The 14487-nt window shown below is 72.1% G+C and carries 12 protein-coding genes and 1 pseudogene; 5 read left to right on the plus strand and 8 right to left on the minus strand.

Annotated features, from left to right (window positions below):
• The first annotated feature begins 2 nt into the window (after positions 1 to 2).
• From iolC to iolB, 4 genes are read left to right on the plus strand one after another with little or no spacing between them, the layout of a single operon-like run.
• Complete coding sequence (iolC, locus tag WT16_RS01775) at positions 3 to 2000, plus strand: 5-dehydro-2-deoxygluconokinase (RefSeq protein WP_063532581.1); 1998 nt, start codon at positions 3 to 5, stop codon at positions 1998 to 2000.
• A 10-nt stretch (positions 2001 to 2010) separates the two neighbouring features.
• A complete protein-coding gene (gene iolD / locus WT16_RS01780; RefSeq protein ID WP_063532582.1) occupies positions 2011 to 4020 on the plus strand; it encodes a 3D-(3,5/4)-trihydroxycyclohexane-1,2-dione acylhydrolase (decyclizing) in 2010 nt (669 codons plus the stop codon).
• Complete coding sequence (gene iolE, locus WT16_RS01785) at positions 4017 to 4937, plus strand: myo-inosose-2 dehydratase (RefSeq protein ID WP_063532583.1); 921 nt, start codon at positions 4017 to 4019, stop codon at positions 4935 to 4937. Before iolD ends, iolE begins: the two co-directional genes overlap by 4 nt.
• A complete protein-coding gene (gene iolB, locus WT16_RS01790) occupies positions 4938 to 5741 on the plus strand; it encodes a 5-deoxy-glucuronate isomerase (protein ID WP_015600920.1) in 804 nt (267 codons plus the stop codon).
• A gap of 39 nt (positions 5742 to 5780) precedes the next feature.
• Here the strand turns inward: iolB and WT16_RS01795 are convergent, their stop codons facing one another.
• The 6 genes and pseudogenes from WT16_RS01795 to WT16_RS01815 all read right to left on the minus strand — a co-directional run bounded on the left by WT16_RS01795 (position 5781) and on the right by WT16_RS01815 (position 11340).
• Positions 5781 to 6485: an ABC transporter ATP-binding protein gene (locus tag WT16_RS01795; RefSeq protein ID WP_006026462.1), complete on the minus strand. Its 705-nt coding sequence runs from the start codon at positions 6483 to 6485 to the stop codon at positions 5781 to 5783.
• Positions 6482 to 8677 (minus strand): branched-chain amino acid ABC transporter ATP-binding protein/permease, encoded by a 2196-nt coding sequence (locus tag WT16_RS01800; RefSeq protein ID WP_063532584.1) that lies wholly within the window; start codon positions 8675 to 8677, stop codon positions 6482 to 6484. The genes WT16_RS01795 and WT16_RS01800 overlap by 4 nt, the downstream gene beginning before the upstream one ends.
• Positions 8670 to 9605 carry a branched-chain amino acid ABC transporter permease gene (locus tag WT16_RS01805; protein ID WP_015601720.1) on the minus strand — a complete coding sequence of 312 codons (936 nt, stop codon included), beginning with the start codon at positions 9603 to 9605 and terminating at the stop codon, positions 8670 to 8672. Before WT16_RS01805 ends, WT16_RS01800 begins: the two co-directional genes overlap by 8 nt.
• 4 nt (positions 9606 to 9609) lie before the next feature.
• Entirely contained in the window at positions 9610 to 10059 is a 450-nt protein-coding gene (locus WT16_RS01810; RefSeq protein WP_006026459.1) for a thioesterase family protein, read from the minus strand.
• Positions 9960 to 10175: pseudogene (locus WT16_RS35510) on the minus strand (hypothetical protein); the annotation flags it as partial. The pseudogene WT16_RS35510 and the gene WT16_RS01810, both read right to left, overlap by 100 nt.
• Before the next feature lie 16 nt (positions 10176 to 10191).
• The gene (locus WT16_RS01815; protein ID WP_059929346.1) at positions 10192 to 11340 is read right to left on the minus strand and encodes an iron-containing alcohol dehydrogenase; all 1149 of its coding nucleotides are present in this window, start codon (positions 11338 to 11340) and stop codon (positions 10192 to 10194) included.
• A 214-nt stretch (positions 11341 to 11554) separates the two neighbouring features.
• Here WT16_RS01815 and WT16_RS01820 point away from each other — a divergent pair, with 214 nt between their 5' ends.
• Positions 11555 to 11890: a YbjQ family protein gene (locus WT16_RS01820; RefSeq protein ID WP_015601939.1), complete on the plus strand. Its 336-nt coding sequence runs from the start codon at positions 11555 to 11557 to the stop codon at positions 11888 to 11890.
• 99 nt (positions 11891 to 11989) lie between these two features.
• On the opposite strand, the gene WT16_RS01825 is transcribed toward WT16_RS01820, so the two are convergent.
• On the minus strand, positions 11990 to 12541 hold the full coding sequence (locus tag WT16_RS01825; RefSeq protein WP_006026456.1) for an NUDIX domain-containing protein: 552 nt from the start codon (positions 12539 to 12541) through the stop codon (positions 11990 to 11992).
• A gap of 214 nt (positions 12542 to 12755) precedes the next feature.
• Entirely contained in the window at positions 12756 to 14309 is a 1554-nt protein-coding gene (locus tag WT16_RS01830) for a trypsin-like peptidase domain-containing protein (RefSeq protein WP_059929348.1), read from the minus strand.
• Positions 14310 to 14487 lie beyond the last annotated feature (178 nt).

Below are 14487 nucleotides of genomic sequence, written 5' to 3' on the forward strand. Positions count from 1 at the left end.
CGATGACTTTCCCTACTCCCCCCTTTGCGCAGAACCGCCCGCTCGACGTGATCTGCATCGGCCGCGTCGCCGTCGATCTCTACGCGCAGCAGATCGGCGCACGGCTCGAGGATGCGTCGAGCTTCGCGAAATATCTCGGCGGCTCCTCGGGCAACATCGCGTTCGGCTGCGCGCGGCTCGGCCTGAAATCGGCGATGCTCTCGCGCGTCGGCCACGACCACATGGGCCGCTTCGTGCGCGAGACGCTCGCGCGCGAAGGCTGCGACACGAGCCGCCTGCGCACCGATCCCGAGCGCCTGACCGCCCTCGTGCTGCTCGGCCTGAAGGACCGCGACACGTTCCCGCTCGTCTTCCATCGCGAGAACTGCGCGGACATGGCGCTCGACGAAGACGATTTCGATGAGGCGTTCATCGCGTCGTCGAAGGCGCTCCTCATCACCGGCACGCACTTCTCGACCGAGCAGGTGATGCGGGCGAGCCGCCGCGCGCTCGACTACGCGCGCCGCAACCAGGTGCGCACGGTGCTCGACATCGACTATCGCCCCGTGCTGTGGGGCCTGACCGGCAAGGCCGACGGCGAGACGCGCTTCATCGCGAACGAAGGCGTGACCGCGCACCTGCAGCGGATCCTGCCGCTCTTCGACCTGGTGATCGGCACCGAGGAGGAATTCCGCATCGCGGGCGGCAAGGACGCGCTCCCCGATGCGCTCGCGATGGTGCGCGCGGTGACGAGCGCGACGCTCATCGTCAAGCGCGGGCCGCTCGGCTGCTCGATCGTCGACGGCGACGTGCCCGCGGCGCTCGGCGCGCTGCCGATCATCGGCGGCGTCGAGGTCGACGTGATGAACGTGCTCGGCGCGGGCGATGCGTTCGCGTCGGGATTCCTGTCGCAATGGCTGCGCGGCCGGCCGTTCGCCGACGCCGCGCGCGCGGCGAACGCGTGCGGCGCGCTCGTCGTGTCGCGGCACGGCTGCTCGCCCGCGATGCCGACGCCCGCCGAGCTCGCGTATTTCCTCGCCGAGGCGAGGCGCGATCCCGCGCGGATGCGCCGCCCCGATCTCGACCCGACGCTCGCGCGGCTGCATCGGGTGACGCCCGCGCGCACGCCGCGCGACGAGGTGCTCGGCTTCGCGTTCGATCACCGCAACCAGTTCTTCGAGCTCGCGCGGCAAACGGGCGCGAGCGTCGCGCGCATCGATGCGCTCAAGCGCCTGTTCGTCGAGGCGGTCGCGCAGACGGAGGCGCAGCTCGGACTCGCCGGCCGGATCGGCGTGCTGATCGACGACCGCTACGGCCAGGACGCGCTCAACGACGCGACGGGCCGCGGCTGGTGGATCGGCCGCCCGGTCGAACTGCCGGGGTCGCTCCCGCTCGAATTCGATCACGGCCGCTCGATCGGCACGACGCTCGTGTCGTGGCCGCAGGAGCACGTCGCGAAGTGCCTCGTCCAATACCATCCGGACGAGGCCGCCGAGCCGCGGATCGAGCAGGAAACGCAGTTGCGCGCGCTGTATGACGCGGTGCAGGCGAGCGGTCACGAGCTGCTGCTCGAAGTGATTCCGCCGCACCGCGCGGATCTGCCGCAGGCGGCCGACACCGTGTACCGCGCGCTCAAGCGCCTGTACAACCTCGGCATCCATCCGGAATGGTGGAAGCTCGCGCCGCTCGACGCCGCCCAATGGCAGGCGATCGACGCGCTGATCGCCGAGCGCGATCCGTACTGCCGCGGCGTCGTGCTGCTCGGGCTGTCGGCGCCCGTCGGCGAGCTCGCCGACGGCTTCAGGGCGGCGGCCGCGTCCGCGACGTGCCGCGGCTTCACGGTCGGCCGCACGATCTTTCACGAGCCGAGCCGCGCGTGGCTCGCGGGCGAGATCGACGACGCCGGGCTGATCGCGCGCGTGCGGCAGACGTTCGAGACGCTGATCGGCGCGTGGCGCGCGGCCCGCGCGGACGCCCGCGCGCACGGCCGGCACGCGGCCGCGCCGCGCGTGGCCGCCTAGGAGCGCGCGCATGAACCGCAGAGCAATGGATGACGAAATCCTACGGAACCCGAGCGTGAACGACCTCATCGACGATCCGGCCGCGAACATCCGCGGCACCGTCCGCCTGACCGCCGCGCAGGCGCTCGTGCGCTATCTGGCCGCGCAGCGCGTCGCGGCGGGCAGCGGCAGCGGCAGCGACACAGCCGACAGCAGCGCGCCCCTGTTCGGCGGCGTGTTCGCGATCTTCGGGCACGGCAATGTCGCGGGCCTGGGCGAAGCGCTGCATCAATACCGCAACGCGCTGCCGACCTACCGCGCGCACAACGAGCAGGCGATGGCGCACAGCGCGATCGCGTACGCGAAGGCGCACATGCGCCGCCGGATGATGGCCGTGACGACGTCGATCGGCCCCGGCGCGACGAACCTCGTCACCGCGGCCGCGCTCGCGCACGTGAACCGGCTGCCGGTGCTGCTGCTGCCGGGCGACGTGTTCGTGTCGCGCGCGCCGGACCCGGTGCTGCAGCAGATCGAGGATTTCCACGACGGCGGGATCTCGGCGAACGACGCGTTCAAGGCCGTATCGCGCTACTTCGACCGGATCGTGCATCCGGCGCAGTTGCTCACCGCGCTGCCGCGCGCGCTGCGCGTGCTCACCGACGCGGCGCTCTGCGGCCCCGTCACGCTCGCGCTGCCGCAGGACGTGCAGGCGATGGCGCACGACTACCCGGCCGAGTTCTTCGCGCCGCGCGTCGTCACGTTTCATGCGCCCGCGCCCGTCGAGGCGGAGCTCGACGCGGCGCTCGCGCGGTTGCGCGCGGCCAGGCGGCCGTTCATCGTCGCGGGCGGCGGCGCGCTGTACAGCGAAGGCGGCGCGGCCGCGCTCGCCGCGTTCGCCGCGCGCCACGGCATTCCGGTCGGCGAGACGCAGGCCGGCAAGAGCGCGCTGCCGTGGGATCATCCGCTGAACGCGGGCGCGATCGGCGTGACGGGCTCGCCCGCCGCGAACGCGCTCGCGCACGACGCCGACTGCGTGATCGCGGTCGGCACGCGGTTGCAGGATTTCACGACGGGCTCGAACACGCTGTTCGCGCACGCGCGCGTCGTCGGCATCAATGCGAATGCGTTCGATGCGCTGAAACACCGCGCGTCGGTCGTGCAGGCCGACGCGCGGCTCGCGCTCGACGCGCTGGGCGCACGCCTCGAAGGCTGGCGCGCCGACGCCGCGTGGACCGCACGCGCGCAGGCGCTCGCCGGCAACTGGCGCGACGCCGTGACGGCCGTCACGCACGCGCCGCCGCGCGCGGGCGCGCTGCCGTACGACGCCGACGTGATCGGCGCCGTCCAGCGCTCGGCGCCCGATTCAGCCGCGCGCGACATCGCCGTGTGCGCGGCGGGCACGCTGCCCGCCGAGTTGCACAAGCTCTGGCGCGCGGCGGTGCCGGGCGGCTACCACGTCGAATACGGCTATTCGTGCATGGGCTACGAGATCGCGGGCGGGCTCGGCGCGAAGCTCGCGAAGCCCGAACGCGACGTGATCGTGATGGTCGGCGACGGCAGCTATCTGATGATGAACAGCGAGATCGCGACGTCGGTGATGCTCGGCGCGAAGCTGATCGTCGTCGTGCTCGACAACCGCGGCTACGGCTGCATCAACCGGCTGCAGCAGGCGTGCGGCGGCGCGCCGTTCAACAACCTGTTCGACGATTGCGCGCAAGGCCCGCTCGGCGCGCCGCGCATCGATTTCGCCGCGCACGCGCGCGCGCTCGGCGCGCACGCGGAGCACGTCGCCGACGTCGCCGCGCTCGAGGCGGCGATGGCGCGCGCCCGCGCGTCCGATCGCACGTACGTGATCTGCATCGACACCGATCCCGCCCGCACGACGCCCGACGGCGGCTGGTGGTGGGAAGTCGCGGTGCCCGAAGTCTCGCCGCGCGACGCGGTGCGCGGCGCGCGCGCGGACTACGAGCGGCACGTCGCCGCGCGCGCGGGCGCCGCTTGCGCTTCGTCTTCAACCTCTACCCCGGAATCATCGACATGAGCGCACCCGAGATCCGTATCGGCATCAATCCGCTGTCGTGGATGAACGACGACCTGCCGTCGCTCGGCGGCGAGACGCCGCTCGCCGTCGCGCTGACCGAGGGCCGCGAGATCGGCTACGAAGGCTTCGAGCTCGGCAACAAATTCCCGCGCGAGCCTCAGGCGCTGAAGGCGCTCCTCGCGCAATACGATCTGTCGCTCGTGTCCGGCTGGTACTCGGGCCGGCTCGCCGAGCGCGGCGTGCAGGAAGAGATCGATGCGGTCGGCCCGCATCTCGATCTGCTCGCGAAGAACGGCGCGACGGTGATGGTCTACGGCGAGGTGGCCGGCTCGATCCAGGGCTCGCCCGCGCCGCTCTACCAGCGCCCGCGCTTCGTCGACGGCGCGCAATGGGACGCATACGCCGAGCGCGTCGATGCGTTCGCGCGCCATACGCTCGCGCGGGGCGTGCGGCTCGCCTATCACCATCACATGGGCGCGTACGTCGAATCCCCCGCCGACGTCGACCGCCTGATGGCGAGCACGAGCGACGCGGTGGGCCTGCTGTTCGACGCCGGCCACATGACGTTCGGCGGCGGCGATCCGGCGGCCGAGCTCGCGAAGCACATCGGCCGCGTGTGCCACGTCCATTGCAAGGACGTGCGCCCGGCCGTGATCCGGCTCGCGCGCAACCGCAACTGGAGCTTTCTCGACGCGGTGATCGCGGGTGCGTTCACGGTGCCGGGCGACGGCTCGATCGATTTCCCGACGATCGTCGACATGCTCAAGCGCCACGGCTATCGCGGCTGGCTCGTCGTCGAGGCCGAGCAGGACCCGGCCGTCGCGCCGAGCTACGCGTATGCGCAAAAGGGCTACCGGACGCTGCGCGCGCTCGTCGACGCGCCGCTTTCGCCCGTCGGTCATCAGGAGGCGGCTTAAATGAGTCTGCTCGTCAAGGGCGCGGGCGACGGCACGTCGATCGCGCGCGTCACGCCGGAATCGGCGCACTGGAAACACGTCGGCTTCGCCGCGTATCGGCTGAAGGCGGGCGAGGCGCTCGAGCTCGCCGAGGCCGCGCGCGAAATGTGCATCGTCGTGCTGACGGGCACCGTCGATATCGAAGCGGGCGACGGCACGCGCTGGACCGAGCTCGGCTCGCGCGACAGCGTGTTCGACGGCGTCGCGCCTTACGCGCTGTACCTGCCGCCGAAGCTCGCCGTTACCGTGCGCGCGTCGCGCGACGCGGAGCTCGGCGTCGCGAGCGCGCCCGCGACCGGCCGCTACCCGGCGCGGCTCATCAAGCCGTCGCAGATGCAGCGCTCGGTGCGCGGCAGCGGCGCGAACACGCGCTACGTCTGCGATATCCTGCCGCAGACCGAGCCCGCGGAGTCGCTGCTCGTCGTCGAGGTGCGCACGCCGTCCGGACACTCGTCGAGCTATCCGCCGCACAAGCACGACACCGACAACGTGCCCGCCGAAAGCTCGCTCGAGGAGACGTACTACCATCGTGTGCATCCGCCGCAGGGCTTCGTGTTCCAGCGCGTGTACACCGATTCGCGCGACCTCGACGAATCGATGGCCGCCTGCGACCACGACGTCGTGCTCGTGCCGCGCGGCTATCACCCGGTCGTCGTGCCTTACGGGTATGAATCGTACTATCTGAACGTGATGGCCGGGCCGACCCGCGTGTGGCACTTCAAGAACGATCCGGCGCACGAGTGGATGCTGAGCGGCGGGCGGTAATGGCAGTCATGGCGGCGACGGCGGAGGCCGGCTCGCCCGTCAGCCGACGCTGAGCCAACGCTCGACGACGCCCGCATCGAGCGCGTTCGCCGCGCCGTCGTAGACGATCCTCCCCCGCCCCATTACCGCGACCCGCGACGCCAGCGCCGGCGCGAGCCGCATCCGCTGCTCGATCAGCAGCAGCGCGACGCCTTGCGCCTTCGCGCCGGCGAGACACGCGCGGATCTGCTCGACGGCGAGCGGCGCGAGCCCTTCGGCCGGCTCGTCGACGATCAGCACGCGCGGCGCGCCGATCAACGCGCGCGCGAGCGCGAGCATCTGCTGCTCGCCGCCCGACAGCACGCCCGCCTTCGTGCGCCAGCGCTCGGCGAGCATCGGATGGCGCTCGCGCGCGGCGGCGAGCGCCGCGCGCGCGGCCGCGCCCGACACGCCGCGCAGGCCGAGCCGCAGATTGTCCTCGACGCTCAGGAGCGCGAACACGTCGCGGCTCTCGGCCACATAGCCGACGCGACGCCGCGCGATCGCGAACGTCGGCGCGCCCGCGACGTCGATGCCGTCGATGCGCACCGTCCCCGCCACCGGCACCATTCCCATGATCGCCTTCGCGAGCGTCGAGCGGCCCGAGCCGTTGCGGCCGACGAGCGCGACGGCCTCGCCCGCCGCGATCCGCAAGTCCACGCCGTCGAGCACCGGCAGCGCGCCGTATCCGGCGCGCACGCCGCGCAATTCGAGGAGCGCGCTCATCGCTCGAACGCCTCGCCGAGATACGCGGCGCGCACGGCCGCGTTCGAGCGGATCGCCGCGGGCGAGCCGGTCGCGACCAGCTCGCCGCGCACGAGCACCGATACGCGATCGGCGAAGCCGAACACCGCGTCCATGTCGTGCTCGATCATCAGCACCGTCTTGCCCGCCGTCGCGCGGCGGATCAGCTCGATCGTCTCGCGCGCCTGCTCGCGGCTCATTCCCGCCGTCGGCTCGTCGAACAGGAACACCGACGCGCCGCTCGCGAGCGCGAGCCCGACGTCGAGCGCGCGCTGCTCCGCGTAGCTCAGACTGCCCGCGAGCGCGTCGCGGCGCGCGGCGAGGCCGATCGACGCGAGCGCCGCGTCGGCCGCGCGATCGAGCGCGGCGGCGCCGGCAAGCCGGCTGCGCCAGCGGCGGCGCTCGCGCGGCGCGTGCAGCGCCGCGCATCGCAGGTTGTCGAGCACGGTCATCCGCGCGAACACGCTCGTCTGCTGGAAGCTGCGCGCAAGCCCGAGGCGCGCGACCGCGTGCGGCGGCCGCCGCCCGAGCTCGACGCCGTTCAGCGCGATGCGGCCGTGCGTCGGCGCAAGCGCGCCCGCGATCAGATTGAAGAGCGTCGACTTGCCGGCGCCGTTCGGGCCGATCAGCGCATGGCGCTCGCCGCAGCGGATCGTCAGATCGATGCCGGCGAGCACCCGCGTCGCGCCGAACGACTTGCCGACGTTCGTCACGCGCAACGCGGGCGGCGCGCTCGCCGCGTGCACGCCGTCGCGGCCGGGAACGGCTGCGGCGGCTCCCGCGGCGGCGATCGTCGCGAACGATGGCGATGACGCGTCGTCGCGCACGCCCGCCGCACGACGCGCGCTCGTCACGTCGGCCGCACTTGCCGCATCGGCCGTGTTGCATGCGCCCGGCGCAACCGATCCGCCTGGCACGCCGCTCGTGTCCGTCCCATCGGCGGCCGACGGATTCGCGCGATGCGCGCCGCGCCGCCGCGCCGCATACGCGAGGCCTGCGGCGAGCGCCGCCGCGACCGCCGCGATCCCCCAGCCGAGCGGCGCGAGCGCATCGAATCGCCAAGGTCCGATCACGGCGCGCCGCCCGTCGTCCTGCGCGAACTGCAACGCATACGCGAGCTCGACGACGAACACGATCGCGACGCCGCCGGCGAGCGCCACGCCCGCGCCGAAGAGCGCGCCGACAGGCTCGCATCGCCCGCCGAGGCGCGCCGCGCGCCGCCGTCGCGCGCGCCACCAGCCGCTCGCGCCGCCCGGCGCGGCGAGCACGACGGCGACGAACAGCAGCCCGAGATACAGCAGCCACGCGCGCGACACGCTCGCGACGAACACGCTGAAGAAGGTCAGCAGCACCGCGCCGACGACGGGCCCGAAGAACGCCGTCGCGCCGCCGATCACCGTTGCGAACAGCACCGCGCCCGAGCGCAGCATCCCGACGCTCTCCGACGTCGCGACCTCGACGTCGATCAGCGTCAGCGCGCCCGACACGCCGGCGAAGAACGCGGCCGCGATCGCCATCGCGTAGCGCACGCGGCGCGGATCGGTGCCGAGCGCGGCGACGCGCGCCGGATTGTCGCGCACCGCGTTCGCGAGCCGCGCGAATGGCGTGCGCACGAGCATGCGCATCGCGACCGCCGCCGCGACGCACCAGGCGGCGATCAACGCATACGCATGCATCGGCTTGCCGAAATCCCACGCGGCAAGCGCGGGGCCGGCCGCGCGGTCGATCGACACGCCGCCCGCGCCGCCGAACCAGTCGGGCACGCTCCACGCGGCGGCCGCGACGAGCTCGCCGAGCCCGAGCGTGATCATCGCGAACGCGGTGCCCGCGCGGCGCGTCGCGACGAAGCCGAGCAGCGCGCCGAACGCCGCGCCCGCGACGCCGCCCGCGAGCGGCACGAACGGCAGCGGCAGGCCGTAGCGATTGAAGCCGTGCGCGGCGGCGAACGCGCCGAGCCCCGCAAACGCCGCGTGCCCGAACGACAGCAGCCCCGTCGTGCCGAGCAGCAGGTTGTACGACAGCGCGAGCACGATCATCGCGGCCGTCTGCGCGAGATAGCCGAGCATCCAGCCGCGCGGCCACGCGAGCGCGGGCACGACGAGCAGCGCGACGAGCGCGAGCCACGACAGCGCTTCCGGCAAGCGGCTTCTCACGGCGAGCGCGCCGCTAGACATCGGCGCGCTCGCCGAGCAGGCCGCGCGCGCGGCACGCGAGCACCGCGACGAGCAGCAGATACGGAATCAGCGGCGCGAGCTGCGCGAGCGTCAGCGCGCGCCACGCGCCGGGCAGCGCGATGCCCGCCCACTGCGCCGCGTCGCCGAGCGATGCGCGGCTCGCCGTCGCGAACGTCTGCGCGCAGCCGACCGCGAGCGACGCGACGAGCGCGCCCGCGAGCGAGCCGAGCCCGCCGATCACGACCACCGCGAACACGACCGAGCCGAGCGTCTGCGCCATCGCGGGCTCGATCACCGCGAGCGGCGCGCCGATCACGCCGGCGAGCGCGGCGAGCGCGGTGCCCGCGGCGAACACGAGCGTCATCACGCGCGGCACGTCATGGCCGAGCGCCTCGACGGCCGCGCGATGCGTGAGCGCCGCGCGCACGACGAGCCCCGTCTGCGACACGCGCAGCACCGCCCACAGCGCGCCGAGCATCGCGATCGACACGATCATCATGAACGCGCGATAACGCGGGAAAACGGCGCCGTAGACGGTGAACGCCGCGCCGTCGAGCACGGCGGGCACGGGCGCGGCGAGCGGCGCGAGCCCCCAGACGAGCTTCACGCCTTCGGCGATCAGATACGCGAGCCCGAACGTGAGCAGCAATTCGTCGAGATGGCCGCTCGCCCTCACCCGCCTGAGCAGCGTGCGCTCGCACAGTGCGCCGAACGCGCCGACGACGAGCGGCGCGGCGACGAGCGCGACCCAGAAGCTCGTGCGCGCGGCGATCGCGTAGCCTGCGTATGCGCCGAGCATGTAGAAGCTCGCATGCGCGAAATTGAGCACGCCGAGCATGCTGAAGATGAGCGTGAGCCCCGCGCACAGCATGAACAGCAACAGCCCGTAGCTCAGGCCGTTCAGCAAATCGAGAACGATCGACTGCACCGCGTCAGGCCGCCTGCCCGGCGAGCGGCGCGAGCGCGGCCCGCAACGGCTCGGGCAGCGGCACCGGACGGCGCGTCGCGCGATCGACGTACACGTGCACGAAGTGCCCTTGCGCGGCAGCCGACGCTTCGCCGTGGGCAAAGAGGCCGACCTCGTAGCGCACGCTCGACGAGCCGAGCCGCGCGACCCGCAGCCCCGCCTCGACGCGCTGCGGAAACACGAGCGGCGCGAAGTAGCTGCACTGCGTCTCGACGACGAGGCCGATCGTCTCGCCGCGCTCGACGTCGAGCACGCCGCGGCGGATCAGGTATTCGTTGACGACCGTATCGAAGTAGCTGTAGTAGACGACGTTGTTCACGTGCCCGTAGACGTCGTTGTCCATCCAGCGCGTCGTGATCGGCAGGAAGTGGCGATAGGCGCTGCGCGGCAGCGGAACGGGTTTGGTCGAGGACATGTCGGCGCGATGCGAAGAAACGGTTGCTTGACGATGGGTTGAGAATGGCCGGTCGGTCGCGCGGCGACGGCAATGGCGGCGGCAATGGCGACGGCGGTGATAGCGGCGATGGCGGCGGCGCGCCCGCCGCCGTCACAGCGATTCGACGAGCATGCGCCGGTAATCGTCGGCCGACGCGATGCGCGGATTCGTCTTGTGGCAATGATCGGCGAGCGCGCCTTCGATCACGTGGTCGAACACGCGCGCGTCGACGCCCATTTGCGCGAGGCCCGTCGGCAGGCCGAGGCGCGCGGTCATGTCGTGCAGCGCCTGCGGCAGGTCCGCATTCTCCGGCAGGTTCATCACGCGTCGCATCCGCGCATAGCGGCGCTCGGCGACGACGGTCGGCGCGCTTTCGTTGAAGCGCAGCACCGCGGGCAGCACGACCGCGTTCAGCGTGCCGTGATGCAGCGACGTCCTGCCGTTCACCTTCACGCCGCCCAGCGGATGCGACAGCGAATGCACGCAGCCGAGCCCTTTCTGGAACGCCATCGCGCCCTGCATCGATGCGCTCATCATCGCGAGGCGCGCGGCGCGGTCGCCCCCGTCGCGCGTCGCGCGCTCGATGTGCGCCCACGCGCGCTCGAGACCGTCGAGCGCGATGCCGTCGGCGGGCGGATTGAACGCCGGCGCGAGGAAGGTCTCGATGCAGTGCGCAATCGCGTCCATGCCGGTCGCGGCCGTGAGCCCCGGCGGCAGGCCGAGCGTGAGCGACGGATCGCAGATCGCCGCCTTCGGCAGCAGATGCCACGAATGGAAGCCGAGCTTGCGGCCGTCGGTAAGGATCAGGATCGCGCCGCGCGCGACCTCGCTACCCGTGCCCGACGTCGTCGGCACCGCGATGAGCGGCGCGACGCCTGCGCCGATCCGGTCGCTGCCGCCCTCGATCGTCGCGTATTGCGTGAGCGGCGCCGGATGCGTCGCCGCGATCGCGACGCCCTTCGCAAGATCGATCGCCGAGCCGCCGCCGACCGCGACGAGCCCGTCGCAGCCTTCGTCGCGATAGCGCGCCGCGGCGGCGAGCACGGCCGCCTCCGTCGGGTTCGACGGCGTGTCGTCGAACACCGGCAGCGCGCCCGCCCCGAGCGCCTCGAGCGCGCGATCGACGAGCCCCGCCTCCGCGACGCCCTTGTCCGTCACGACGAGCGGCCGCGCGATGCCGCTGCGCGCGCACTCGGCGCCGAGCATCGCGAGCGCGTCGTCGCCGAGATGGATGTGCGTCAGGTAATGGATGTAGGCCACGGGAAGTCTCCTTCGATCGCGCTCGTTCGAATCGCCCCGCCGCCGCGCAAGCGCGGCCGGCGCGCGGCCCGGCGCTGGACAAGCGGCCGCCGTCCGGGCGAACATGCGACGCCGGGCGCGGCGCACGCGGGGCGTGCCGCACAGAAAAGCATAGATTGCGGCAAATTCCAAGAGGCGCGGCGCAAGGACATTTTCACATCGACGAGGACACATCATGGCAGATCCGCAGCTCATCACGACCGCTTTCGACCTCCCGGGCTACCGGATCGAACGCTCGCTCGGCGTCGCGCGCGGCATCGTCGTGCGTTCGCGCTCGATCGTCGGCACGTTCGGCGCATCGATTCAAACGCTGTTCGGCGGCCACATCTCGCTCTACACGTCGCTGTGCGAGCGCGCGCGGCAGGACGCTTACGAGCGGATGGTCGACGAGGCGCGGCGGCTGGGCGGCAACGCGATCGTCGGGATGCGCTACGACGCGACCGAGATCGCGTCGGGCGTGACCGAGGTGCTGTGCTACGGCACCGCGGTGCAGGCGGCGCGCGCCGGCTGACGCGGGCATCGCGGGCAGCGGGCGGCGCGACGCGCCCCGCCGGCTCGTCACGTTGCTACGTCGTCATGGCGGGTTCCCGCCGTCATCCGTTATCGTTCGTTATCCGTTGTTCGCGGCGGCCCCAGGGAAATCGACGAATTCGAACTCGAGGCCGCGCGCGCGCATCCAGTCGGCGACCGCCTGGCCGGTGCCCGCCCGCCACGGGCGCAGCTTCGGCGGGTCGATGAGCCGATACTCGAGCAGCTCGGGCGACAGGCGAATCGTCCCGTTCGCACGCACGTGATATGCGATGATCAGTTCGTTCTTGCGGATGAATTCGTAGACGCCGACGAGCGTCACCGATTCGGCCTCGAGCGACGTCTCCTCGCGCACTTCGCGCGCGATGCCCGCCTCGGGCGTCTCGCTGTGCTCGAGGAAGCCGGTGATGAGCGCGAACATTCCCTCGGGCCATGCGGCGTTGCGCGCGAGCAGAATCCTGCCTTCGTACTCGACGATCGCCGCGACGACGGGCACCGGGTTGTTCCAGTGGACGTAGCCGCAGGTTGCGTCGGGACACGCGCGGCGCACGCGGCCGCCCTCCTCGACGGGATCGGCGCGCTCGGCGAGCGCTCGCGCGCAGCGAGGACAGAAACGGTAGTCTGCGGTGGTCATTGTCGGGGGCGAGTCGATTCGTTCTTCCGAACGCGTCGGGCGAATCCGGCCGGCTGTTCGGGTCGTGAAGACCTCATTCTAGCGAGTTCGAACGGCACGGACGCGGGCGGCGAACCGCGTTCCGGCCTTGACGACGCCCCCCGGCCACAACCCGGCAACCCGGCACCGACCATCGCGCGATCGCTCCCCGCCGGCGCCCACTCGCGCCTCCTCTTCAGCGCGCCTTCACCGATACGAACTTCCGCTCGCTCCCCCGCTGAATCAACACCGCGACTGTCTTCCCCGCCTTCGCCTCCAACGCCGGCACCATGTCCGGCGTCTCGATCAGCGTATCGTCGAATTCCAGCACGACGTCGCCCGGCCGAATGCCCGCGCTCGCCGCCGGCCCGCGCACCGCGTCGACCACCATGCCGACAGGCAATCCCGTCGAGCGGCGCTCGTCGTCCGTCAGCGGATGCATCGTCAGGCCGAGGCGGTCCGCGCCACCCGCCTCGCTGCGGCCCGCGCGCGCGTTCCCCGCCGCCGACGACACGCCCGCCGCCGCACTCGCACCGAGCATCACTGTCATCGGCATCCGGTTGCGGATCAGCGTGATCGGCGTGCTCGCCGCGGGCGGCAGCGCCGCCACGTCGCCGGTGAGCTCGGACGAGCCGCCGACGGGCCTGTCGCCGATCTGCACGATCACGTCGCCCGGCTTCAGGCCGGCCACGGCCGCGGGCGACCCCGGCTCGACCGCGTTGACGAGCGCGCCCGCCGGCCGCGGCAAGCCGAACGCCGCCGCGAGCCCGGGGCCGACGTCCTGCACGTCGACGCCGAGCCCGTTCTGCGCCGCCGCGCGCTGCGCCGGCTGCGTCCGCGTCGCCGGCGGAACCGGCGGCTGCGCCTGCTGCCGCGCTTGTTGCTGTGCTTGCTGCTGCGCTTGCAGCACCTGCGCGCGCACCTTGGCCGCCATGTCGATCGGAATCGCAAACGTCACGGCCGGATTGCGATCGCCGCTTCCGTAGATTTGCACGTCGATGCCGATCACCTCGCCCGCGCGATTGAACACCGGCCCCCCCGAGTTGTCGAGGTTGCCGGTCACGTCGGTCTGGAAGAACGGGAAGCTGCCGCCGTCGGGCAGCGTGCGCGACGTCGCGCTGACGATGCCCATCGTCACCGTGTTCGCCGAGCCGTCTGGCGTGCCGATCGTCAGCACCGGCTCGCCTGCGCGCACCCGGGACGAATTGCCGAGCCGCACGGTCGGCAGCCTCGTCGCGTCGATCTGCAGGATGGCCACGTCGCTCTGGTCGTCAACCGCGAGCACCCGCGCCTTGAATTCGCGCCGGTCGATCAGCCGGACCGTCGCTTCGCTCGCCTGGCCGACCACGTAGGCGGTCGTCAGGATGATCCCGTCGGCGCTGACGATGAAACCGGACCCGGCGCCCGCCATCGCGCGCGGCCCGTTGTCCAGCGACACGGGCGGCTGCGCGGCGGACTTGAAGTACGCGAAGAACGGATCGTCGGGATCGAGCGCCTCGAGACCGGACGCCGACATCTGCGGCTCCTGCGCGGGCACGCTCACGCTGACGACCGCGGGTCCGTATCGTTCGACGAGCGTGGGAAAATCGATCGGCCCCGCGGGACCGGTCTGCGCGATTCGCTTCGCCTTCGCGGACGGCGACAGCGTGCCCGCTGCGATCTGCGTCGGCTGCAGGCAGGCGAAGCCGGCAAGCACTGCCCCGAGCGCTGCAGCGTGAATCAGGGCGCGGCCAAGCGTTTGACGAAACACAGTGCACCTCCAAGGCAGTCGTTATGCCAGGGGCCCGTCGCGCGACGCGCGAAGGACTAGCACGCACTGATGAATCAATTATTGCATAGCGGCCGACGACCGGAAGTCCGTGCTTTCACGAAATACGCCGCATCGCTTCGATGCGCGCGGCGCGCGTCGACCGACACGGCGCGCGCCC

It is taken from the genome of Burkholderia sp. MSMB1589WGS, from assembly GCF_001636105.1.
In the GTDB taxonomy this organism is placed as follows: domain Bacteria; phylum Pseudomonadota; class Gammaproteobacteria; order Burkholderiales; family Burkholderiaceae; genus Burkholderia; species Burkholderia humptydooensis.